The organism is Nostoc sp. DedQUE09 (genome assembly GCF_034530915.1).
In the GTDB taxonomy this organism is placed as follows: domain Bacteria; phylum Cyanobacteriota; class Cyanobacteriia; order Cyanobacteriales; family Nostocaceae; genus Nostoc.
This window is the reverse complement of sequence record NZ_JAVRCE010000018.1, coordinates 1-24,823: the sequence shown is the minus strand read 5'-3', so window position 1 is coordinate 24,823 and position 24,823 is coordinate 1. Positions and strand designations below refer to the sequence as shown.

Below are 24,823 nucleotides of genomic sequence, written 5' to 3'. Positions count from 1 at the left end.
TATTTCCTGTCGTGTTATGTCTTTTACTATTACAGACTTAGAGCAGCTACAAACCGAGCATCCAGAATGGCAGATGGAGCTGGTAGAGGGGAAAATCGTAGTTATGGGGCCATCAGATTACGAGTCAGAAGAAATTGGCACTCGGTTGAGTACCTTCTTGAATATTTGGGTAATGTCACGCAAGCTAGGGCGAGTGACTGGCTCTAGCGCAGGCTTCATATTACCTAGAATAGAAGAGGACGATTCGGAAGAAAGAAACTTGCGTGCCCCTGATGTGTCTTTTGTTAAGGCTGATCGACTGAAGAAGACCAAGCGCGACTTTGTAGAGTTAGTTCCAGACTTGATGGTTGAGATTAAATCTAAAAGTGACAGAATCAAACCGCTTGAAGAGAAGATTGAGCTATTCTTGCAACTTGGCTCTACAGTCGGTATATTGATTGACCCTGACAAATTGACAGTAACGGTTTATCGACTAAACCAAACTCCAGTGGTGATGCAGAATGGCGATACGCTCACACTACCAGACTTGCTGCCAGGTTGGGAACTGGCAATATCAGAACTGTGGCCACCTGAGTTTGAATAAGGCGCTTCCACAATCGAAGTTCAGAATCTCGCCCTTGTATTGACCAAGGACTTAGTGATATTTGTGCCATTTGGGATGCAAGGATTTTAGATTGTGTAATTGTACCTCCCCAAACTTTTTTTCTGAAGGTGATAGGAAAGCGATCGCAGCTGGGTAAGTTACATCTAGAACACCCAAGCACTTCCTGCTCCAGGAAAACACTTATGAAAACCGAATTAAAAGCCAAGTTTCTCCAACACATCCTCAACAAAAAGAATGAAAATGAGGGTTTTACACTTATTGAATTACTAGTAGTAATTATCATCATCGGTATTTTGTCTGCGATCGCTCTACCTTCTTTCTTGAACCAAGCTAACAAAGCCAAGCAGTCAGAAGCTAAAACTTATACAGGTTCGATGAACCGTGCCCAGCAAGCTTTTTACTTAGAACAGAACGCATTTGCAGCTCAAGCTGACTTTGGTAAGTTAGGTCTTGGTGTTGCAACACAAACCACAAATTACATATATCAAATTGCTGGTGGTGGTAGTGGTGCTAGTTTTGTAACCAACCAAGCAAGTACAGTAGTTGCTACTGCACCCCTCAAAACTTATGTTGGTGGTGTGAGTGTAGCAACTCAAGCTGCTACTAGTGAAGCTACTACCATAGCTATTTTGTGCGAAGCCGATAAAGCAAGAGTCAACAGTGGAGCAGATGTAGCAGCAGTTACCGCTGGTTCAACCGGACCTAGTTGCCCCACCAACTTTACTCCTTTGAGATAAGTAGAAACATGATTTACTACGTGAGAATATAGTTTGGTTAAGCCACTTCATCGCAAAACTAATTCTTTATGTAGTTTGTATTTAACTAAATTACGCATTTTTCAAAGTGGGTAGATTTTTCTATCCACTTTATTTCCATAATGTGAGCCATTCAGAATATATTACCCATACATTTCCCCCAACAATCACAATGATTACTAATACATATAATTGGCAAAATCAGGCTAAAGAATACTTCATTCAAGAAAACTATCTGCAATCATCAAAATTATATGAGCAAGCAATTGCCATAGAACCAAATACTGTTTCATATTATTGGCATTTAGGATTGATATTACTATTGCAAGGACAAGAAGCAGAAGCTCAAATGACTTGGATGCTGCCAATGACAGAGGCAGATGAGGAACAGTTAGAAGTTTGGACGATTGAACTGTTTCAATTTTTGCAAATCGAAGCAGGAAGGCGCGAAAATCTGAGGCAATACTCCATAGCCTGGTTAATTCGTCAGCACATGCGGGCAATTCATCCTAGTGATATCAATAATTTACTCGAAATTTTATTGCTTTCTCTCAAACTCGAAAAATTTGAAGATATTGAGGAGTTGCGTGAGTGTGGATTAATTAAAATCTTAAATGAAAAGCAAAGTGCAAATATCAATACCGAACTATTAACACAAGTTTTACAAGAAGTTTTAAGTACTATTCCTTTACATCCAATAAATTTAGATTTAGCAGAAGCTTGTTTACCTTACTTTTCTGATATTTATCAATGCTTCGATATACTGCTTACGGCTGCTCTGAAAATTGGTCATACTTTACTACAGCCTGTATTAGCATCATCTCTTCTGAAATTACATTTACGATTGGAGCCAGAAAATGTAGAAATTTTGCGGCACCTAGCAACTTTTTATCAAGATGCTCGAAATTATTCTCAGGGGATAGAGACAGCTAAGTTATGTTATTCCTTATCAGAAGGCTTGGCTGATAAAATTTTTGCACTCCATTTGCTGTTAAGGGGTCTAATGTCAGCAGGGGGATATTGGCAAGAGATATCTACAACTTGCAAAGAATTAGAAGCTGTGTTTCAACAGTTTATTAAAGCTCAACCAATTGCTTTAGAAAAAGGAAGAATATTACGTTTACTTACGCCATCTTTTGCAATACCTCACATTAAAGATACTCCTGCTGATTTCCGAACTATTCATAATAAAGTAGCTGCAATTTTTAATAATGATCTTCAAGCTCTTGCCAAATCAGAAGGAAGAAACTACGCTCGCCAAATTGTTAATCATCCCTCTTTAACTAATAATTCAAAAAAAATAAAAATTGGTTATGTATCTTACGCTTTAAGAAATCATTCTGTTGGTTGGCTAGCTCGCTGGCTATTTCAGCATCATAATCGAGATAAATTTGATATTTATACTTATTTTGTTAACTACCAATTAGTAAACGACTATCTCCAAGAGTGGTATCTAGGTCAGGCAGGAAAAGCTCGTCAATTAGGTATGAATGGTCTAGAAATTGCTGACCAAATATATCAAGATGAAATTGATATTTTAATTGACCTTGATAGCATCACTCTAGATGTTACTAGTGAAGTGATGGCACTCAAGCCAGCACCCATTCAAGTTACTTGGCTGGGGTGGGATGCATCAGGCATACCTGCAATTGATTACTTTATCGCAGATCCTTATGTACTGCCAGATGATGCACAAAATTACTATACAGAGAAAATCTGGCGATTACCTCAAACTTACATAGCAGTAGATGGTTTTGAAGTTGGTGTACCAACTCTCCGCCGCGATGACTTGGATATTCCTATGGATGCAGTTGTATATCTCAGCGCCCAAAGAGGATATAAACGCCATCCAGAAACGACAAAGTGGCAAATGCAAATTATTAAAGAAGTACCTAACAGCTACTTTTTGATTAAGGGACTTGCTGAACAGGAAACAATTAAACGCTTCTTTTACCAAATTGCCGAAGAAGAAGGTGTAGATTGTTCTAGGTTACGATTTTTACCACAAGTTTTTTCAGAGTCAGTTCATCGTGCTAATTTAGGCATTGCTGATATTGTATTAGATACATTTCCTTACAACGGAGCGACAACAACCTTAGAAACATTGTGGATGGGTATCCCTTTAGTGACGCGAGTCGGCGAACAATTTGCGGCGCGTAATAGCTACACCATGATGGTGAATGCGGGTATCACAGAAGGTATTGCCTGGACTGATGAAGAGTATATAGAATGGGGTGTCCGTTTGGGCAAGGATGAGGCTTTACGTCAGCAGGTGGCTTTGAAGCTGAAAGCATCGCGGCAAACAGCACCCCTGTGGAATGGCAAACAGTTTACCCGTGAAATGGAGAAGGCTTACGAGCAGATGTGGCAGAACTATAGCGGTTCTCAATCGCATGGAATACAGACCTAACCCCCAGCCCCTTCCCTACAAGGGAAGGGGAGTAAAATTCAAATGCCTCTCTCCTTTTAAAAGAGAGGTTAGAGTGTATTGCATCCAAATGAAAAGCGATATATGATTTACCACTACACAAGCAAAGTCCACCTCCGTGGACTAAGGAAAAAGTAAGGTTTTTAACCCGCGTAGGTGAATTTTGCCCTATAGCGATATCACAGTTTCAGCAGATTGGCCCAACGTATGACGAGGGCGAAGATGCAAGGTGATTTCCGTATCGAGTCGCTTGAGGAAAATGAGGAGTTTGCCTTCGCTGAACCGTTGAAACTCTCCTTTCATCAAATGAGATACTTCTGGTTGGGGAATGCCAAGAAGTTCGCTAATTTCACGCTGTTTCAAATTGCGTTGAGAGAGGAGGCGGAGTACTTCAATCCCTATCTTGCCCCGCGTAAAAAGTTCTGAAGCATTCGACAAACCGAGGTCAGCGAATACGTTGCCACTGCTTTCTTCAAAAACGGGTTCCTGTGTCATTATTGTTTTTCCCTGGTCACTGCATCCTTATAGCGTTGTTTAATCAGGTCAACATCAGCCTGTGGGGTTTTAATACCCTGCTTTGATTCTTTTGAAAAGCGTGCAGGACATAGATTTTCTCTCCAATCTTTACTGCATAGACTGCCCTGTAAGTATCAGTATCGTAGCGTTTGATAATTTCATACACGCCACTTCCAACCCCTTTAAAAGGCTTGGCATCCATTGGTGTTTCTCCTGCTTGCACCAATTGGAGCGCATAGCCTACTGATGCACGTACTTCTTCAGGAAATGAACGGATATTTTTGAGAGAGTCTCCCATCCAAACCAGAGGTCGTAAAGGAATTTCTATAATATCCTCGTCATCATCCATTTTATATGAAATTTACTATAAAACAAGTCAGACCACAGCATGAAATGTCCCCCACGCAACCTCCGAGGTAAGTTGGGAGGGGCAAGATTGGGTAAATTAAAAATTTAAACGCTAAAGTGCTTACTACAAACTTAAGCTATCTACATCGCAGGATGGAAGAGCTTCTGCTTTGGCTTGTGCGATCGCCTGTTGATTGTCTGTTGCTAAAGTAATTCGAGTATGAATTTTGGGCAAAAGAGTTTTCCATTGTGTATCACTTATCTTCCCTAGCAAAGAAATTTCTGGCCCTTCAGTTATATCTACATCATCTTCCATGAGCAAATTCATGGTCAAAGACGATAAAAGCATATCGGCTTCTTCTTCAGAAATGTTGTGAGTATCTATCAGGAGAGTTAAGCTACTTTTATCTGGGTGAGTAGTGAGAGTAGAAATGACACTTGCTAAATCTTGATACAGTAGGTCTTCTGGCTGTAACCAATCTGGAAAAATAATTAGGTTACTATCTCCTAAGCGGAAATTTTGACTCAGAGTATCTGCAAGATATTTACTAAATAGTTCTTGAAAGAGACTGCCTATTTTAGCTGAGTAAGAGCGACTATCTAGAAAACTAGGATTAGCTTGCATTTTTTCCTTGATTTCGGCGCTCTTTTGTTGGCGGAATTCAGGGTTATTGCCGAGTGCGATCGCTAACTGTATATAAGACTCTTCACTATCTGCAACTAAACCAGGTACATCGAGTGTTTGAACCATTGCAGCCCCCATTGCAGAGCGAAAGCTAGTTCCCCGCCTAGCAATTACTGGTAAATTAACCTGTAGTGGTTCTATCAAAGAAGTTGTTCCAGCAAATGGAAAAGAGTCTAAATAAATATCGGCAATTTTGAAGTATTCTTTAACTTCTTGGCGGTTTGGTACTGGCTGAGGATCTAAGACTATTAGTTGGTCTGCTGGTATTCCATGCTTTGAAAATACTTTATTTAAGTGATTTACAAAAGCTTTCTTAGGATAACTATTTGACCAATTTGGTCCAAATGGCAAAAGTACTAAAACGGAGTTTGGAACTCCAGAAATTATTTTTGCCCAAATATCAATTAGTTCCGGGATGATTTTAAAGAAGTTAGCACCAGAGATAAAAATAACTGTTTCTTCGGATATACCCAAACTTTCTCGATCGACTTTGACAGTTACATTTTCTTCCTCATTACCATAACTAAAGCAATGAGCAGACCCTTCAAGTTTCACCAACTTTTCTTGATATTGCTGTTCTGCCGTTGGCGATGGATCGGTTAGCGTACCAGAAATGTAATAATCTATATGCCGCATTCCTGTTGTTACCACAGATCCGCCACTTGTAATTTGTATTCTGGCTAAACGATGCATTGATAAAAAGCAAATTTGATTTGTTACTGCCGTCACATTGGTAGCAATAAATAATATATCGAGATCATCAGCACGAATAATATTTACCTGTTCTACTAAATCTTGTGGCAGTAGTTTAAAGGAGTTAGCACAGCTTTGGCAATATTGCTCTAGTTGATGACCAGTTTGATTAAGAGAGTACAAAATTACTTCAAAATCTCTACTGATATACTCATAAATCGGCAGGTAAGCAAATGTTTCAGAACCAGGTAGAAAATGTGCAGCCAGGACACCCAAGCGTATTTTTTTCCTACTTGTAGGTCTATCAGCAAACTCGTAATCTACCTGATATCCCTTCAAATTCAGTAAAAACTCTATAATCTCTCCACGTATAACATAGATATCTTTAAGATTATGCTCATTAAAATATAGGGGTATAAAATTAGCAATGGAAGTAAAGTTATTAATTATTTCATCCCACAAGGAAGAATCAGGATTTTTTAGTATTGATGTGTGTAAGTAATTAATCCATCCCTGCATATAGTAATAGTAATTATCTGCATCACCCGGCTCTTGAAAGTTAACGGGGGATGAAAATAGGAATTGCAAATAGTCTTTAAGTAACCAACGAGGTATGCGAGAGAGGTCATGCTTTAATGGTAACTGATCAGCACGGCGATACAGCATAGCTGCTAGTAAATACTGAATTGCTTTTGGCTGCTCAAAACCTTGAGATATATTTTTAACTATATCATTAGCAAAAATTTCTTCCTCATCAGTTAGGCTTTCATATTTAATGCCACTATTCAGTAACATCTGATATGTTTTACCTAGCAGACTTACGTACTTATCTTTTATTTGTTCCTCTGAAATATTTAACCATTCTTCTGCTATTTGTTTTCGTAATTGACATAATTCAATATTCTGGCCACTCAAAGCTGCATATCTATAAAGAGCTTGTTGTCTTGTTGCTTGAGGATACCGTGTATCACTATAAATTCTCTGAAATAATTTTTGGTAATCTAATAAAATAGTATCTTTTAAAGCAACGTTTCGACGAGTTTGTTGTTGTGGATGTATTCTAAAATGAGATAAAATTTTGTCAACAAAACCAACTTTGTATTGGCTCATAATTCTGAGCCACATTTCCAAATCTACAAGTTGACAAAATTCAGAATTAAATAATCCTACTTTTTCAAAAACATCTTTTCTAACCATGACTGTGCTTGGCTCTCCAATTTTATTGATTGGATTGTCAAGTATATGTGGATCTAGCAAAAGTTGCTGTCCTGATTGAATTGTTTTTAATCTTGACCAAGCTTTATGTATATCTTTAGCTTCGTGATGCATTAAAAAGTTTGAATCATAACCGATATGACCAATATTAGTGAAGAGTGTTCGCGGCGAAAAAACCAAACCTATCTCTTCATCTTGTTCAGCCAAATTCACCATCTCTTCAATAGCAGTTGGCTCTAATAAATCATCTTGAAATAAAAACTTTATATATTTACCTTTAGCTTGAGAAATACAAAAGTTCCAATTTTGAGCTAGTCCATATTGGCTATGTTCAAAAATTGAGAATTCAAAAGATGCTTCTTGTTTGAATGAATTAGCAATACTAACAGTATCGTCACAAGAATTATCATCAGATATGATAATTTCTACATTTTGATAAGTTTGTTTTAAAACACTATTAATAGCTTCTATAATAAAATTTTCACCATTATAAGTAGGAATACAGATACTAACTAAGTGTTTTGAATCATGCTGTATTCGTTTATGTTTTGGTTTTATTTGAGTATTCTCTTGAGACTGACTACTTATAAATACATCTTTAACGTGTAAGATATTCTTGTTTTTAGGCGATATTGTATCCAATTCCAAACTGTCCGAAAATATGCTAGTCATATCATTTATAAAACGACGAACAGATTCTTTACCATATTTAATCTGGATTTCTTGTTGACATCGTACTTTTTCCAATGTATTTCTTGCATATTCTACTTCTTCAAATCCATAGGCAATTCCTTTAAGTTCACATTGTCCAGATTGTTCTAAAATTACTGAAGTAGATAAACTTTTAAACCATTCCTCTTTTGTGGTCCCTGTAATCGGCACTATGATAGGAATACATCCACATAAAGCTGCCATTACGCAAATATATGAATATGGATCATAAGAAATAAGATATTCTTTTCTATTAAATATTTCGATCAGAATTTCTTGAGATAAATTATCATCCAAAAAGAGGGAATTAGATGGATGAATGTATTTTAATGGCTTGTGAAATTTATGGCCTTTTCTTATAATATGACAATATCCATCTCTTGATTTCCCATGATTTTTTAATGCTGGACTTGTGTATAAAGGAGAAAGAAGATTGTAATGTCTTACATCTTTTTGAGGATTATATGTACAATAATGATAAACAAAATCGTCTTTTCCCCATGTAGTATATATATCAGAAGGACAATGAATACCAAGTTCGCAAAGAATCCATCTAACTACATACTTTGCGTTTAAAGGATTACCAAGTATAATTTCTGGATATACAACAATTGTATTTTCATTAAGATCAGCTTCTGTTGCATAATTCTCAAATATACTATTAGGTAGTTTTAGCCCATTCATGTCAAATATTTTACATGGTAAACCAGCTTCATCAATAATTTTAGCAAGATTGTAAAGAGCAATAGCTCCACCAATATGAGCTTGGAACGGTAGAGAAAATATCACAAAGTTGAACTGAGATTTTTTAGTATTCTGATTCATGATATTAGTTTTTATAGATTTACTTACGGAAAAATGTTTTTAGCTTCTATGATAGCAATCCTAATAATTTGAGCTATTATCCGAATTTGCTCTTTATTACTTGAATTTCCTGTAGGCAAAAGTAAAACTTTATCAGATAATCTTTCAGTTTCAGATAATAGCAATCTTGCATAGGGGAAATATGAATTATAAGGTTCCATACGATGACAACCAGGATAAAAATAGCGTCGAGCTATCACATTCTCGGCATGAAGAATTTCAAGCAATTTATCTCTGCTTATTTGAGTTTCAGATTCTTCAATCTCTAAAACGATATATTGATAGTTACATTTTTCATTTTCATTATAATTCAATAAATAAATACCTGGAATATCAGCAAGCTCTTGTTGATACCATTTGTAGTTACGATAGTTAATTTCAATAAAGTCATCAATACTTTCTAAAGAAGTTAATCCCATTGCTGCTGATACTTCAGTCATCTTACCATTTGTACCAATATAGATAACTTTATCCATACCAGCAAAACCAAAATTTGTCATCAAGCGAATTTTTTCTGCTAGTTCATCACTGTTTGTAACAATTGCTCCACCCTCAAATGTGTTCAAAAACTTAGTAGCATGGAAGCTAAAAACTTCGGCATCTCCAAAGCTGCCAATCATACGTCCTTGATGTGAACAGCCGAAAGCATGAGCTGCATCAAACATTAATTTTAAATTATAAGTATGAGCAATTTCACTTAAAGCTTCTACATTGCAAGAACGACCCCACAAATGAACACCAAGAATACCAGTAGTGCGCGGAGTGATACTTTGAACTATTTTGTTTGGATCTATATTATGGGTGTGAGGATCAATATCACAAAAAACAGGTGTAATTTCTTGCCATTGTAGCGCGTGTGGAGTAGCAATAAAGGTGAAAGAAGGAACAATAACTTCACCTTTTAACCCAACGGCGCGAATGGCTATTTCTAATGCCACTGTTGCATTACAAGTAGCAATACAATGCTTTACTCCAACAAAGTCAGCAATGCACTGCTCAAATTCCTGTACATAGATACCATTATTAGTTAGCCATTTTCTATCTAATATGTCATTGATACGCTCCAATAAGTGTTCACGGTTTCCAATATTAGGACGACCAACATATAATTTTTCAGGAAATGCTGGTGTACCACGAACAATAGCTAAATCGCTGAAATTTTGTTTAACTTGATTCATTTTCTTTTATTCAGTTAATTTTGATACTATTACAGGATGGCGATCTGGCATTAACTTACACTTTAATGTTTCAGATTGACTCAGTTTTAATAAGTAAATACTCATTATTCAACTTACCATCTCTCCAAAAATATCATAGTCAAAATAGCAGTTCTCCTAGTTGTTATATTACCCAAAACTTTCCAAAAACTCTCATTTCAAAATTGATTTATTTTATTATTTGACACATTTATACTAAACTGATATACATTTAATTTTTCACTCTAAAAGACTCATATCAATGCTTTCTTTAGGGTGAAAAAACTACAATTTAGATGCACTACAGCTTATCTATTTATTTTGCTGTTAAATTACTAAAATGCAGATATATAAGATTCCGATTTTATTTTTGAAAATATCCTGAGACTGAAAAGCCAGTTTTTTATAAGTATTTTATCTTGGCTTTTTCGTACCTGTTATGCTAAAAATTTCTGCAAATAAATTTGAACCCCTTATTGGGCAATAATAACAGGCATTATGATTACCATTTGAGTATTAGTACTGAAATTGAGGTTATAATCGCCTGTAAGCCTTGATTTTAAGGGAAAATTTTGGGGTTTAATTAAAATTTCAGCATAACACCTACTAAAGAACCTTTATATTTAATCTTGTTCAAAAATCATACAGTAGTTCTATAGCAATATTTGCAATTGTTAAAGTAAGATTTTATACTGTATTTTTATTATCTTTATTGTAGTTCTTTCTAAGAATCGCCATCACAAAAGTGTTATGGTAGCTGCCATTTTTATAAACTGCCTCTTCCAACTTTCCTTCTACAAAAAAACCAACTTTTTCATACATTCTAATAGCTCTAGTATTTTGCTCAAGAACATAGAGATAAATACGGTTAAGGTTCAAGTCAATAAAAGCGTGCTTAATAACTTCTCGGCATACTGCTTCTCCAATACCTCTAGACCAGTAATTCTTATTACTGATAACAATTGAAAATTCCGCAGAATGATTAATCGATTGAATATTTGTTAAATAAACATTGCCAATAATATGATTATTGTCTGATTCAATAATAGAAAGTCTAACGTTTTTGTCTCTATTATTAAGATAGTTTTGATACCAACTTTCATCTATCTCTTCAGAAATATAAAGAAAATTACACCCAAGCAAGCTGATAATATCATAATCGTTTCTCCATGCATTAATTATTTTTAGATCATTTTTAGAAATCTCTCTTAATGTGAACATTCTTAGTTCCTTAATAGTTCTTTTATTGATTTAATCACATAATCTAGATCATCAATCTTATATCTATGATCTATTGGAAGTGCAAGTAATTTCTGGGTTAAATCTTGTTCAAAATTAAATCCTTCTAATCCTCTGTGTATTGTATCTTTCCATAATATTGGAATAAAAATATTTTGATCATATAATAGGTTTTTATCTATTCGATTTTTGACGTAAAGAGGATAATAGTAAGGAATAGCATTAGTTGTTAAAGGCAAATTAAATTGATTAATTTCTTTAAAGAATGAATGATAATAATTGAAGTGATATCGACGCTTTTGAGCAACATTTAGATAATCAATATTAGCAAGTAAATATTCAGAAATCAGTGATATCTTTTTAATTTTATCATCCAAGCCTTTCTCATAGTCTATAAATTCTTGATATGCTTGTTTTTGCTTACCCAATAAACGATTTAATAAATGATTACAACTCAAATCAGTATTCCTTTCATAGTCAATAGGAATATCATAAGGAGTATAAAGATATGCCCCATCTGGCACACCAAAAAACTTTCTTGCCGAATTAAAAGACCAAGTTTTACTATTTTCTCTATCAAAGAATGCTTGAGTATTATCAATGATAATTTGATCATTATACCGATTAATTAAGGCTTCAATAAATTTGCCCTTTAGTCCAAAATAATTGATATAAATCAAATACTCGTTTTTTTTTAATTTCACATCTTCAGTCGGTTCTAAATTTATATTAATTGAGTAAAAGCTATAGGGAGTTTGATTTGTTTGAATCGGCTTCAACAATGCATTACAGGTGAAAAAAGGTATCCATATTCTCTGGGCTTGAATATTTTTAAGAATAAGATTTAGGCAAGCTCTTCCATTACTAAGAGCAATTGCATTAGAATGATAGCTGCAATCCTTATTTTGGATTTCTAACTCAAAAAAACCTCCAATTGGTTTTACTCTAGACTTCATCTCAATCTTTAAAACCTCATATAAGTTTATATTTATCTGAATAGGTATGAGTCTTATGCTTGCTATCTATTCAATTAAATATATATTTAATAACTTGTTTTTCCTATTTATAATAAAAAATCTAAATATTTTTGCGTTCATATTAAATCATATTCATTTAACATTTTTTGAATTTCTTCTTTGTTATTAAACATTAGAACATCAATGATTGAAAGACATGGAACAAACTGATTACCAAATTGATTATATTCAATAAATCTTGGTTTAAGAAATGACAATTTGATATTATTTTTTTTAAAAACCTCTCTTGAATACAATTTCTCTCCTCCAATTGAATTTATATAATGGTCAGACCCTAAACACTTGTTTATACTGATAACCCTTTCTTCTCCTTTCAAGGTATTGTCTTTATTAAGTTGCGAGGAAAAATAAACTTGTGTACCCATATCTAAATAATCACAAATGAGTTTTAGGCTATATGTTATCATTTGTGAGATATTCATTTCATCTACAGATAAAATACGATCTAATAGTTTTTTAATGTTTGAGTAATAAGGCGCTTTTTTATAAGACAACTCCACTATATTTAATAACTTTTTTCTTTCTTGATAAAAATTTTCTGCAAAAAACCTCTGATTGATATTCAAGAAAGTAGAATCATTTTTTATGCTCAATGTAAATAGGTAAGCTTCTCTATTTAATAAAATTCGATTTCTGTTGATCCAGCCTCCTTTTATGTACTGTACATCATCATAAATTACAAATTTGTCTGCTATATTTATAAGCTGAAAATAACCTAGATACGGAAATAAGTACGGCTGCATTATAGTAATTTTCATAAATAGACCTTCGTTTAGACTAGTGAAGCATAAAAAATAGACCTTGCTGATAAAATATGTAACCTATTAGATACGACCTTTTTCGCAAACCATAAAAATACTAGCGCAGAGATCAGGGTATTGCATTCCTAATTTGTAACAAGCTTCGAGATATGAGTCTGAAATTATGTCAGTACTTAATAATTTGTCAAATTGAAAGTTAGCTAATGCTTTGAAAAATATACCGCCTCGATGAACAATATTAAGACCAGCATCAATAGTATCTTTTTCTAAGCTATCAAAAGCGTAAGTTTTTCGATGTCCATGAGCAAACTCTGCTTCAGTAACTGCCGTATTGTGAGAAATAAGACCCATCTTAACGGCAATTTGCCGAGATGGAGCATTCGCATTGGGGACAGCTAAGAAAAGTAGTCCTTGGTCTGATAACCATGAATTAATTTTACGTAGAATGAAGACCGGATCATCTAAATGTTCAAGCGTATGAATTAGAAAAATAGTATCGTACTTGTCTTGTAATTCTACTGTTTCAAAGACTGAGTTAATAAATTTAACCCTATATCCCACACGATTTTTTACATATTCTACTAACGTGTCAGCAGCCTCAACAACGGTGATATCTGTAAAGTGATCGATTAGCATCTCAGTAAATTCTCCTTTAAAGCAACCTAACTCTAATGCCTTGCCTGATGACAAAAATGGTAGAAAAGAACGCAGCATATAGCGTCTTAGGAGTTTGTCAAAGTTATACTCATACTTTTTGTCGGGGTCATTAGTATTAAAGGTTGAAGATTCTTTGTTATAATCTCTCATAGTAAGTCTCTCTTTATATGGGTTATCATGTATTAATCAATTAACCTTGTCCTGGCTTGTAAAATCTCTTTTCCGGGGGTTGATACCATTCTTCCAAATTTGTTGGGACTAGGGCATTATATCCAAGTATCTGCTTCATTTCTTCCGATAAATGGGTTGCATAGTCATATCCAAAATATCGAGGTAAATCTAACTGTTGTTTGACAAAAGGCTTAGTAAAACACAGTGTAAGTGCGCGTCTGGGGCTATCCGTCTGATTGGTTCCTGCCGCGTGCCAAAGGTTCGCATCAAAAAGAACGATACTACCACTTTTTCCAACAGCCCGACTGGAATTTTCGTAGAATGATTTTTCCGATGGACGGTCAGCTAAATAATGTCCTCCATTCATAAAATATGTTGCACCATTTTCTAGTGTGAAATCATCTAGCATGACAATCATCTGAAGCATCAATTTTAGGTTTCTTGTAAAACTGCGAACATCTCGATGAATATTTAAAAGATAAGAAGGACGATCCTTAAGATTATTTACACCACCGAAAATATTCAAAATGTAATTGCCATTAAAGTAATGTGTTATGGTTTTTTTCAAATACATTCTTTCTAAAAATTCCATAAAGCTGTCACCCAATCCCAAGAGGTGATTAATCGTCCCATCAGTATTTTGTGCTACACCATTCTTGATTTGAATCTGACGAGCTATTGCATTTGCTTTCTCGAGGTCTAGCCTTAACCTTTCAACTAATTGCTCATCAACAATATTCTCAAATAATACCCATCCTTGCTTTTCAAGCTCTTTTCTTACTAATAGAGATGAAGAAAGATAAGTTTCATTATTAGCATACTCATTTGGAGAGTGGGAAGACATATCATACTACCTCTAGAGGTTAACCAATGCACCCCGTTTTTACTGAGCCGAGACACCCTCAGCCTCTTGCTTCTTAATCTTCTCTAATACAACTTTGTAATCTTGCCGTTCGGGGTGCAACTTTAATAGCTTCTCTAAAGGTTCCATTGCACCTTTAGCATCCTTTAATTGCAACCGCAGCAAAGACAGTTTTTCTAAAGCAAGTTGGTTTTCTGGTTCCCGTTGTAAAACCAACTCGTACCCGCGCGCCTGTTGCTGTAATCTTGACTCAGGAGAAGCAGACGCAGTTGCTGGCTTAGGTTGAGTAGCCTGTTGGATTGCCGGAATAACTGCAAATGCCGTAGAACCAAAAAACGAGAACATCGACACTATCGTGACAATCTTTTGTCGCCGCTGAATCTGTTTTTTGCGGGTAATTAGGTATTCTTCGTCTGAACCAGCCATGCCTGACATACTTGCTGCGGTAAATACTTAGGTATCAGCAAGCCTCCCGTTCTGAGGATACCCATCTGTTCAACAGAAACTAACATCTTCGCTAAAAATTTTTCACACAAACTTCAAATACTGACTATGAAGACAAGGGAATTTTATGCTAAACCCATGCTGCACCGACAATTTTGCCATGCGATTGCTCCTATACCTCAAAGCAAAACCCTACCCTGCGCCCTAACAGGTCTTATTTTTTGAGCAAAATATTAAAATTATATAAAGATTTGCAATTATTTCGCCTAAAGCCAGATGTTTGCGATAATCTAAATAACATTTAAATTAACAGAAAGAGTAGACATTTCTACTCAATCGCAAATTTCCCTGTCAGTCAAAAACTTTCAAACTAGCTCTTCTTCTATAGCTACTGCAACAAGCAAGCATATTTTTCCTAATTTAAACAAACAGAATTTTTCCAGTAGTCCTCAGTCACGCTACTTCGTGGAACTTCCTTGAGGAGTAATTATTCTGGTTAGCGTCCACAATACATATCTTACGAAAGGTAGTGTTGCACTCTTGCAGAAAAAAGGTAGAGGTAAAGGGGAAAAACAAAAGGGGCAAAGTTTAAAGGAAAAAGGGGAAAGATAAACATTCCTTACTTCTTCTCCCAAAACTTTTGTCTGGCTTCTGCAAAAAGTTTAAGGATCGCCTGGTAAAATTGGGATTTTCTGGTGGTAATTACCGTACAAAACCGAATTTATCAGTAACTTAGTAGAGTTTATTATGGTATAGTTAAAAAGTTAAGACTAGCTTTACCAAATTAAACCACTCTACGGGCCAGCAACAATTGCAGAATGGAAAGCAGTTTTAATTAAGCATTTACCCACAAAATCAGAATTCAATCGAGGTTATGACTCAGCAAGTGATTCACCCAATGGTGAAATTGCAGCGCAATGTGCAATCACTCATAGAATCGAATATTATCAAGCCAAGCGATAGCATCTGGAAAATCGCTCTGCTCTATGGTAATGAATGGCAGCACTGGAAACAAGAACTGCTTGACTTTGGCTTTAGTATGCAAGACCCAGTTAGTGAATTGCTAGCTGTAGAAACTTGGGATGAAGAGTAGGGAATAGGGAATAGGGGATAGAAATTTTTAAAATTCCCCACTCCCTTGACGGGATTAATCGCGTCTCTCGACACTCCCGACTCTCTAAATTTTACAGACAGCTAAAGCCGCAGCTAATTCCTTTGCAGTTTGATAGCGATCGCGTGGCAATGGTTCTGTAACGCGATCGATAACATCTCTTAATTGGGAACTAATGGTGGGAACTTTTGCCACATCAAACCTGAAGTTTCGCCCTCGTTGGCGGTAATACTTGAACGGGTTTTCGCCTGTGAGCAGAAAAATCAGCGTTGGGCCAATTGCGTACAAATCAGATTGAGTTAAAGGTTGTCCTCGTTCTTGTTCAGGAGCGCAGTAACCTTCTGCACCAATTCGAGTACCAGGCGCTGTGCCAATTTCTTTAACTGCGCCAAAATCTAGCACCACTATACGATTTCCTGAACTTCGCACCATTAAATTGGCGGGTTTGATATCGCGGTGAATCAGTGGAGGCTCTTGGCTATGAAGATACTCTAAAATATCACAGGTTTGGATCATCCAAGCGATCGCTTGGTTTGGTGTTACTGGGCCAGTGGTATAGACACGTTTCTCCAAATCTTGTCCGTGGATTAGTTCCATTGCCAAGTATTTTTTTCCGCCTTCTACAAAGAAATCATAATACTTAGGAATTCCAGGATGGTTAAGGGATTTGAGAGTGTGCGCCTCTCGCTCAAATAACTCTTGAGCTTTGACAATTTTTAGCATATCAGCATTCATTTGCTTCAACACCAGCAGTTGTGGCACACCCGCAATCAGACCAGCCTCATCCCAAGCCAGATAGGTAGTACCCATACCTCCTTGTCCGAGAGTTCGCAACACCTGATAATGGCGAATTCTCTGTTGGACTGAGAGAGGTTGACCACAGTGGATGCAAAATAGATTGTTTGGGGAATTGCCTTCGTGCGTACAAGTGGAGAATGAATTTGCCGGTTTTTTTGCCGAGTAAAGTGTCTCGGCCGCGTTTTCTTCTCTGCCTTGTTGTTGCGATCGCAAACCAGTTTCCAGTACTGTTACCTCTTGAATTTGGAATTGCAGTATTGGACCTCCCTGTGCCAATTGCAAAAGGGAATTATCTGGTAACGGACTCTGAAGTACAAGGATACCGTTGAGAAAAGTCCCATTTGTACCTTGACTAATCAGCTGCCAAGCATCGCCATTGCTAGCGTCACCGACTTTTCTTAGTTCTAGATGATGCCGCGAAACTAAACTATCAGTTAAAACAACGTGATTATCTGCCGCTCGACCAATCCGAATTATGGAGGAGTTCTCAAAGCACCACTGCTGGAGGGGCGTTTTCTGTTGCGGTTCTAACAGGGTCAGACTAACCACAATACAACCTACAAGGTAAATGGATTAGGCATTAAGGAGTGCTGAGTGCTGAGTGCTGAGTGCTGAGTTAGGAGTTAGGAGTTTTGTTTATCTCCTTGTCCCCTCATCTCCCTCTCATCTTCCCATGCCCCATTCCCTATGCCCATTTATGATTAACTTTCCAGATTTGGGCGTACTTTTGCCCGAATAAGTATACCAGTAATATTGTCGTGACCGTTGTGTTGATTTGCCAAATCAATTAAATCTGTAACACCCCGTTCTAAGTTAGCACCAGAACTAAGTAAGGGTTCTAAGTGGGCCTGCCAATGGGTTTCTAGTAAATCATTGTCTGATAAACCGTCCGATGCCAACAGCAGAAGAGTATCTTCGTTGATGTCGAAAAAGGCTACGTCGGGATTAATCGAGTTTTCATCACGAGGCCCCAAGGCTTGGGTAAGTTGGTAAGCATCTGGGCGGGCGTAAGCTATGCTTGCTTCTACTCCTCGGTTAATCTCTCGTTGCCCAACTTCGTGATCTACTGTGACTTGTTGTAGTCCCTGCTTGCGCGTCAGGCGATAGAGACGGCTATCTCCCACATGAGCTACTGCTGCTTGAGTATCTTGAATTAAAAGCATTACTAAAGTTGTACCCATACGTCCAACTCCAGAACGGGCATCTTGTTGATTGAGCTTGTAAATCGCTTCATTAGCCAAATATACTGCCTCACGAATGCTATCTTCTGTTGGCATCTGGTTGCCAATCCAGTGTTCTTGAAAGTATTGCCGTAGGGTGTTGACTGCTAACTCGCTGGCTATCTCGCCGCCAGCGTGTCCACCCATACCATCACAAAGAATATACAAACCATGCCCTTCTAAAACTTGACTTTTGGGTAACTCCAGTTTATTAATTTTGGTTTCAATGCCAAAGTAGTCTTCGTTATGATGACGTTGACGCCCCACATCTGTGCGTCCTGCATCTTCTAAGCTACTTAACTGCATCGCCAGCACCACAGTTGGCATATCATCAGTTTTGCTAATGATATCTTCTAACTCATCTGATTGCGGGGTAGTGGACACAGCAGTATTTTTCTCCTTTATTGGGGGCAAAGTTGCGGTTCCTAGTGCTTCTAGTTCAATAGAGATTTCCTCCAAACGCGATCGCAATTGGGCGATCGTCTGAATCTTACCTACCTCTAAATCCCCCAACATCTGAACTACGGAGCCAAATTGAGTCCGTTGCGACTGTCTAAATAGTGCTTGCCAAACCCTTCCCAAAGCTTGGATCGTTAACGGCTCCTCTGGAATAGTAGATGTTTGGCTTTGGGCATCTTCTGACGACTCCCTGACAGGCTGAGAATTCGATAATTCCACATACAACCTTTGTAGTGCCAACGTTTGGTCTTCATCCAATCGCAAATTCGACAAATCTAAAAGGCTTTGACGACAATTTACTGGTTCCAATACTGCCCAAAGTTGGGTCATTTCATAACACCAGTGTAAAATTTTTAACGAACTAGTTGTTTCTTCTTGCCACAGGTCGAGTAAATACTGCCAATCCGAGCGGTTTTCGATTATTAATACCTGTATATCACCTTGCTGCCATGCGTCGTGAATCGACGGTATCCCCCGCTCACCTTGGGATTGTAAAGCAATATAAAGTTTAGCAAGGCGAGGAATTTCACTCGCCTCCACTGATGGCGTTAGCAAATCTGATTCCTGACTTTCTAGGATTGCCTCAATCGGTGATATTTGATACGGCTGACAGTCTAGAACTCTCACACCTACATCAGTAATAAAGGCAGTTTCCGTTTGAGCAGGTAGCGCATCTAATAATTGATAGCGCTCTTGGGAGTCTAAATAGGAGCCTAATGTCATCTGAGAAATAGGAAATGAGGAGGCTATTGCTTGTTCATCTCCCTCACCTCCCACATCTCTTACATCCCCTTCTCCTTTCAAAGCTTCCCTAGTTGTTTCTTTAGCAATAATTGCCCAAAACACTGTTCCACATTCTGTGTCACAGTTATGACATCGTAGTGCATTCACAGGTACATCATCGGTACTGCATTCGGGACAGACCTTGTGAGTCAGGGACGTGCCACAGTTTTGACAGAATTTATTGCTATTGGGGTTTTCAAATTTACACTGAGGGCAAATCAGCATAGTGGAAGTTCCTTTATTCCCATTCGTTCCAAGGTGCTTCTAGCTACTAAAATCCAAGGTGCCACAATTGGCTGTCCCTGACTACGGTAGATTGTAGTTTATCAATGAATTTTGGTGGCAGTATTAATTGTGACGCATATTAGATAAATATTTCATATATTGGCAGCTAATTCCTTAGAAATGGGGAATGGGGCGAGAAGATGACGGGGATGAGGAAGAAGCAGGGGAGCAGGGGAGCAGGGGAGCAGGGGAGCAGAGGAGCAGAGGAGCAGGGGAGCAGAGGAGAGAGTTGCAGTAAATTTTAATTTTTCCCCTCTGCACCTCTGCCTCTTGTGCCCAATGCCCAATGCCCAATGCCCAATTATCAAGAGTCTGGCAATTGTGGAGGTTCAGCGTCAAACCATTTTTGATAAATTTGCTTGTAAGTGCCATTGGATAACAAAGTTGCTATACCTTTGTTAATTGCATCCAAATGGGGTGAATCCTTGGGCATAGCAATCCCGTAGTATTCTTGGGTAAGCAAATCCGCAACAACTTTGATGCCTTTGAGTTTGCCATTTTTAATCGCATACAAAGTAGCGAAAGCATCGCTAACCACAGCATCAACGTTGCCATTGAGTAAGTCTTGGAAAAATTCTGGGCCAGAATTAAAAGTACTAATTTTGGCGTTGGGGATGGTTTTGGCAAAATCTGCCCCAGTGGAACCAATTTGGACAGCAATTTTTTTGCCTTTGAGACTATTGAAGTCTTTAATATTTTGATTGTCTTCGCGGACAGCGATCGCAAGTCCGGCTTTAAAATAAGGTCGTGAAAAAGCAATTGTTTTCAGGCGTTCGGCGGTAATTGTGATTCCACTAATTGCTGCATCAACTCTTTTAGCTTGCAAGGTCGAAATCATGCCATCAAAGGGCAGACTTTCAAACTGGACTGCAAAACTTGCTACTTTAGGGATGCCTGCGGCGGGCGACGCCAACGCATTCATCAAATCAATATCAAAACCTGCTAACTTACCGTCAGCTGTTTGAAATTCAAAAGGGACAAAGGTGGGGTCTGTGGCCACCTTGAGAAGTTTAGTGTCTGGGTTAGTAGTGGGATATAAACTCTGACAGGCAATAATCAGTAGTAGGCAGCCTAAACTTAGAATTAGCTGCTGCCACTTGAAGTTAGTTAATTTTGCCATAGTAATTTCGTACTAGCAAGCAATATTTACGATACTTGTCATGATGTTATAAGAAAGAATACATACGTAGAAGTTTTCGCTAATTGCCTTTGTGTGTCTTCTATATTCTGACTCCCAATTTTGAATTGCTTATGGCTCCTACTACTTCTGCTTATCAAATTACTGATTTGTTTGCCGAAAGAGCTAGAAATCTGACACCACCAACTTACGGCACTGAGTTAACCAAAATCATTACCGTCAGCTTTGCCTATGGTCTGGCTGATCCAATTCTCTTTCCCCATGCTGACTTGTCTGCTGCAAGTGCAGCTGTACTGGCAGAAGAAGCTCCGATCGCTCTCAATTACGGGCCACCCTCAGCCCAACTTTATGAACAAATAATCCTCCGCTTGCAAGCTCAAGGAATTCCTGCCGATCGCGATCGCGTGATTATTGGCTACGGTTCCGGTCAGATTTTGGGCTTGCTACCAGATGTGTTTCTCGAACCTGGTGATGTGGTAATTGTGGAAGGGCCAACTTTTTTGGGAGTAGTTAGTAGATTTGTCCAGGCTGGCGCCCGCCTGATTACCATTCCTGTAGATGAAATGGGAATGAATGTAGATGCGTTAGAAGAAACTTTAAGCGACCTCAAAAAACAGGGTATTCGACCCCGTTTTATTTACACTATTCCTACTTTTCATAATCCCACAGGCACTACTATGCCCCTATCTCGTCGCCAAAAACTGGTAGCATTAGCGGCTGAGTATGGCGTGTTGGTGGTAGAAGATGATGCCTACAGCGATTTGCGCTTCCAAGGCGAAGTTATGCCATCCTTAGCAAGCCTTGACAAGGAGGGGTGGGTGTTATACGTGAATACCTTCTCGAAAATCATTGCGCCCGGTATCCGGCTAGGCTGGGCTTGTGGCGATCCAGCAATTATTGAGCGGTTGGCAATGTTCAAAAGTGAAGGGACTGTGGGGCCGTTTGTCAGCCATGTGGTTGGTCGCTACTGTGCTACAGGCAAACTAGATTATCACATTCAGGAGCTAATCGCCTACTACAAACATAAGTGTAATTTGTTGTTGGAAGCGATCGCTCAAGAGTTTCCCAGTGATGTAGTTGCTTTGCGACCAAGTGGTGGCTTTTTTGTATGGTGTAAATTGCCGCCAGATATCAGCGCCGAAGCACTCCTAACTGCTGCCAATGAACATGGCATCAGCTTTTTCCCAGGAACTCGTTGTTACCCCAATGGACAGGGAGATGATGCCATCAGGTTAGCTTTTAGCTTTCAACCAACTAAGAAGATTGTCGAGGGAATCGCTACCTTGGGAGCAGTGCTACGTGGATGGCAGCGATGATCGTACCAATTTTAGATTTTGTGGAAAGTCCGATATAAGGAAATCTCCGGTCAGACTTTCCAACTTACGAGCCGTAGCAATTAGCTAACCGCTCTCCCTTTTCCACATCTTGTGAAAAATCACGCTTAGTACCAGTTAGTGCGGGTAACAACGGTTCCGGCGCCGCAGACTAAGGCCGCGCGGGAAAGGCGGCCACTGAGATTATTGCCAACCTTTGTGTAGGCAAAGTTAATGCCCGGATCGACGGTTTCGCCAACATAGTCCCAACTGGTGGGGTTGGGGTTACTGCTCCGGGTGCGATCGAGGTAGACTTTGCAGTAAGGCGGCGCGTTGTCGATTCGTGCGAATGAACCGCATTGGCCGCTGTAGAAGTACTTCAGGGTTATGTTGCTTCCAGCCCAGGTTGCCCTCTTACTCTGCTGGAGGTTATAGCGGCAGGGCGTGGATTCCGGGTAGCGACCTTCATAAGGGTAGTTTGGATAGCCCGGACTGTTGAACGGCGCAGCCTGAGCGGCGGTCGTAAATGCTAGCGATGTGGAGATGAATAGACCGAAAACCCTGGTGATTGTTCTGATCCCCATGAGTGGTTTCCAAATTCAATTTTATATTTATTTACTAGATTAACTGTTTATAGTAAGTAGGCAAAAAAATTTCTCAGTATGTAACAAAAATCTAAAGTAATTAACCCTCTTTAATCACTCTGAACAAAGAAAAATAAGAGTGTATTTTTCAACTGTAGATAAAGTGATAATTGAAGCGTTTATTTTCTAATAGAATCCTAAAATCAAGGTTTTTGGTAAAAGTTTTATACTCAGAACTAGCCCTTTCAAGGTGACTCAGCATTTTTTCGGAATTTATTTAACTGCATTAGTCGCAGATAACACAGAAGTAAGAATTATTGTCCAAAAATTTTACCTAGCTTGAAAGGGCTAATTTTGAATCTTTAAAAAATTTGCTCCAAGCGCTGGAAATCACGCTGGACTTCATACCAGAGACTTTTATTATGAGGGTCTGTTTTCAAAGCTTTTTTAAGATAAATTCTGGCTTTGAGTAGTTGTTTTTCGGAGATTAGCGCCCGTCCCCAAATTTGATAGGCGATCGCTAGCCATTGACGGACTTCTGCATCTGTTGACAAACGATCTGCTAAAGCTTCTGCCAGAGCGATCGCTTGGGGAAATCGTCTTTCTTGCAAAAATCGCTGCAATTGCTCATAAGTCTTCCACTTCAGCCGTTCTTCTATTTCCAACAGATTCGGCGGCTTTGGTTTCTCTGATTGTTGGCTTGGCACCGTTGTTACTGGTGTTTTCTGCCGCTGCGTTGCTTTGGCGTCGTCACGTCCAGACGTTGACACCTGACTTGAATGTACGCCAATTTCCTCTGGTAGTACTACCGTCAGCAGGAGTTTGTAAGCCTCTGTCAAGGCAATAAATTTATCTTTGGCTTTGTTGTCATCTGGGTTGATATCGGGATGATATTGCTGCGCCAGTCGTCGGTAAGACGCTTTGATATCAGCAAAAGAAGCTCCCGATCTTAAACCTAGCAAACGGTAGCAATCTCCAAGATCCATCTTGAGCTATCAGCTATCGAATATTTAGCTATTGGCTATTATCTGTCAGTATCAGCTTCAAGCCCGGACTATTAATGATAAGGGCTAATTTTCTATTTTAAAGTTCAATGTTGACAGTTTGTTTAAAGAAGGGGAGTGGGGATTAGCGAGCTAGGAGTTAGGAGTTAAGAGTTAGAATTCTTCCTCTGCCCCTCTGCCCCTCTGCCCCTCCGCCCCTCCGCCTTTCTACTCCGCAGTTATTACCGAGGTTCGTTCTTCAATCACACGGTCAATTAAACCGTATTCTTTTGCTTCTTCGGCAGACATGAAAAAGTCACGATCCATATCTTTTTCAATCTTTTCTATGGTCTGACCGGTTTTATCGGCATAAATGCCATTGAGCTGGTGACGAATCCGCAGAATCTCTCTAGCTTCAATTTCGATATCGGTTGCTTGTCCACGAGTGCCACCTGAAGGCTGGTGAATCATAATCCGTGAGTGAGGCAATGCTAGTCGTTTGCCTTTGGTGCCAGCTGCTAGCAGGAAAGATCCCATTGAAGCAGCTAAACCCACGCAAATAGTCACTACATCTGATTTGATATGTTGCATGGTGTCAAAAATCGCCATGCCAGATGTAACCATCCCACCGGGGGAATTGATGTATAAATAAATATCTTTACCTGGATCGTCTGAATCCAGATACAGCATTACAGCGATAATTTGATTGGCAATTTCATCATCAATATCACGCCCCAAGAATATAATCCGTTCCCGGTAAAGGCGATCATAGATGCTAATCCAATCTGTATATTGTCCTCCGGGCATCCGGTAAGGAACTTTAGGAACGCCTATAGGCATAATTTACTCCGTTTTTAATAATTTGGGGCAGTTGGAGAGTTAGGAATAACTGATAACTCCTAACTTAATAACTCAGCACTCAGCACTCAGCACTCAGCACTCAGCACTCAGCACTCAGCACTC

20 protein-coding genes and 1 pseudogene are annotated in these 24,823 nt (G+C 38.4%); 5 read left to right on the top strand and 16 right to left on the bottom strand.

Annotated features, from left to right (window positions below; translation table 11 throughout):
- Window positions 1-16 precede the first annotated feature (16 nt).
- The 3 genes from RMY27_RS14030 to RMY27_RS14020 all read left to right on the top strand — a co-directional run bounded on the left by RMY27_RS14030 (window position 17) and on the right by RMY27_RS14020 (window position 3,769).
- Window positions 17-583 carry a Uma2 family endonuclease gene (locus tag RMY27_RS14030; RefSeq protein ID WP_322664117.1) on the top strand — a complete coding sequence of 189 codons (567 nt, stop codon included), beginning with the start codon at window positions 17-19 and terminating at the stop codon, window positions 581-583.
- A 203-nt stretch (window positions 584-786) separates the two neighbouring features.
- Window positions 787-1,341 (top strand): type IV pilin-like G/H family protein, encoded by a 555-nt coding sequence (locus RMY27_RS14025; protein WP_322664115.1) that lies wholly within the window; start codon window positions 787-789, stop codon window positions 1,339-1,341.
- Window positions 1,342-1,531: 190 nt separating this feature from the next.
- The gene (locus RMY27_RS14020) at window positions 1,532-3,769 is read left to right on the top strand and encodes a tetratricopeptide repeat protein (protein ID WP_322664113.1); all 2,238 of its coding nucleotides are present in this window, start codon (window positions 1,532-1,534) and stop codon (window positions 3,767-3,769) included.
- Window positions 3,770-3,955: 186 nt separating this feature from the next.
- On the opposite strand, the gene RMY27_RS14015 is transcribed toward RMY27_RS14020, so the two are convergent.
- The 10 genes and pseudogenes from RMY27_RS14015 to RMY27_RS13970 form a co-directional block, all read right to left on the bottom strand.
- Complete coding sequence (locus RMY27_RS14015) at window positions 3,956-4,282, bottom strand: helix-turn-helix domain-containing protein (protein ID WP_322664111.1); 327 nt, start codon at window positions 4,280-4,282, stop codon at window positions 3,956-3,958.
- Window positions 4,282-4,652, bottom strand: a pseudogene (locus tag RMY27_RS14010) (type II toxin-antitoxin system RelE/ParE family toxin). Before RMY27_RS14010 ends, RMY27_RS14015 begins: the two are co-directional and overlap by 1 nt.
- Window positions 4,653-4,775: 123 nt before the next feature.
- Window positions 4,776-8,780 carry a glycosyltransferase gene (locus RMY27_RS14005; protein ID WP_322664107.1) on the bottom strand — a complete coding sequence of 1,335 codons (4,005 nt, stop codon included), beginning with the start codon at window positions 8,778-8,780 and terminating at the stop codon, window positions 4,776-4,778.
- 23 nt (window positions 8,781-8,803) lie between these two features.
- Window positions 8,804-9,997 carry an aminotransferase class I/II-fold pyridoxal phosphate-dependent enzyme gene (locus RMY27_RS14000; protein ID WP_322664105.1) on the bottom strand — a complete coding sequence of 398 codons (1,194 nt, stop codon included), beginning with the start codon at window positions 9,995-9,997 and terminating at the stop codon, window positions 8,804-8,806.
- 705 nt (window positions 9,998-10,702) lie between these two features.
- Window positions 10,703-11,236, bottom strand: a complete 534-nt coding sequence (locus RMY27_RS13995; RefSeq protein WP_322664103.1) for a GNAT family protein — start codon at window positions 11,234-11,236, stop codon at window positions 10,703-10,705.
- Between the two features lie 2 nt (window positions 11,237-11,238).
- On the bottom strand, window positions 11,239-12,210 hold the full coding sequence (locus RMY27_RS13990; RefSeq protein WP_322664101.1) for a hypothetical protein: 972 nt from the start codon (window positions 12,208-12,210) through the stop codon (window positions 11,239-11,241).
- A 137-nt stretch (window positions 12,211-12,347) separates the two neighbouring features.
- Window positions 12,348-13,049, bottom strand: coding sequence for a WbqC family protein (locus RMY27_RS13985; protein WP_322664099.1), 702 nt, complete (start codon window positions 13,047-13,049; stop codon window positions 12,348-12,350).
- Window positions 13,050-13,115: 66 nt separating this feature from the next.
- On the bottom strand, window positions 13,116-13,859 hold the full coding sequence (locus RMY27_RS13980; RefSeq protein WP_322664098.1) for a class I SAM-dependent methyltransferase: 744 nt from the start codon (window positions 13,857-13,859) through the stop codon (window positions 13,116-13,118).
- A gap of 40 nt (window positions 13,860-13,899) precedes the next feature.
- Entirely contained in the window at window positions 13,900-14,724 is an 825-nt protein-coding gene (locus RMY27_RS13975) for a phytanoyl-CoA dioxygenase family protein (RefSeq protein WP_322664096.1), read from the bottom strand.
- A gap of 39 nt (window positions 14,725-14,763) precedes the next feature.
- On the bottom strand, window positions 14,764-15,168 hold the full coding sequence (locus RMY27_RS13970; RefSeq protein ID WP_322664094.1) for a tetratricopeptide repeat protein: 405 nt from the start codon (window positions 15,166-15,168) through the stop codon (window positions 14,764-14,766).
- An 892-nt stretch (window positions 15,169-16,060) separates the two neighbouring features.
- Here RMY27_RS13970 and RMY27_RS13965 point away from each other — a divergent pair.
- Window positions 16,061-16,279 (top strand): DUF4327 family protein, encoded by a 219-nt coding sequence (locus tag RMY27_RS13965; protein WP_012407469.1) that lies wholly within the window; start codon window positions 16,061-16,063, stop codon window positions 16,277-16,279.
- Window positions 16,280-16,363: 84 nt separating this feature from the next.
- On the opposite strand, the gene RMY27_RS13960 is transcribed toward RMY27_RS13965, so the two are convergent.
- The 3 genes from RMY27_RS13960 to RMY27_RS13950 all read right to left on the bottom strand — a co-directional run bounded on the left by RMY27_RS13960 (window position 16,364) and on the right by RMY27_RS13950 (window position 20,962).
- Complete coding sequence (locus RMY27_RS13960) at window positions 16,364-17,644, bottom strand: protein kinase domain-containing protein (protein WP_322664092.1); 1,281 nt, start codon at window positions 17,642-17,644, stop codon at window positions 16,364-16,366.
- Window positions 17,645-17,796: 152 nt separating this feature from the next.
- A complete protein-coding gene (locus tag RMY27_RS13955; RefSeq protein WP_322664090.1) occupies window positions 17,797-19,782 on the bottom strand; it encodes a serine/threonine phosphatase in 1,986 nt (661 codons plus the stop codon).
- A 364-nt stretch (window positions 19,783-20,146) separates the two neighbouring features.
- Entirely contained in the window at window positions 20,147-20,962 is an 816-nt protein-coding gene (locus RMY27_RS13950) for a basic amino acid ABC transporter substrate-binding protein (RefSeq protein WP_322664088.1), read from the bottom strand.
- Between the two features lie 131 nt (window positions 20,963-21,093).
- On the opposite strand from RMY27_RS13950, the gene RMY27_RS13945 reads away from it, so the two are divergent.
- Complete coding sequence (locus tag RMY27_RS13945; protein ID WP_322664086.1) at window positions 21,094-22,296, top strand: PLP-dependent aminotransferase family protein; 1,203 nt, start codon at window positions 21,094-21,096, stop codon at window positions 22,294-22,296.
- Window positions 22,297-22,421: 125 nt separating this feature from the next.
- Here the strand turns inward: RMY27_RS13945 and RMY27_RS13940 are convergent, their stop codons facing one another.
- The 3 genes from RMY27_RS13940 to RMY27_RS13930 all read right to left on the bottom strand — a co-directional run bounded on the left by RMY27_RS13940 (window position 22,422) and on the right by RMY27_RS13930 (window position 24,700).
- A complete protein-coding gene (locus RMY27_RS13940; protein WP_322664084.1) occupies window positions 22,422-22,877 on the bottom strand; it encodes a hypothetical protein in 456 nt (151 codons plus the stop codon).
- Between the two features lie 362 nt (window positions 22,878-23,239).
- On the bottom strand, window positions 23,240-23,863 hold the full coding sequence (locus RMY27_RS13935) for a J domain-containing protein (protein WP_322664081.1): 624 nt from the start codon (window positions 23,861-23,863) through the stop codon (window positions 23,240-23,242).
- Window positions 23,864-24,088: 225 nt separating this feature from the next.
- Window positions 24,089-24,700 (bottom strand): ATP-dependent Clp protease proteolytic subunit, encoded by a 612-nt coding sequence (locus RMY27_RS13930; RefSeq protein WP_322664080.1) that lies wholly within the window; start codon window positions 24,698-24,700, stop codon window positions 24,089-24,091.
- Window positions 24,701-24,823 lie beyond the last annotated feature (123 nt).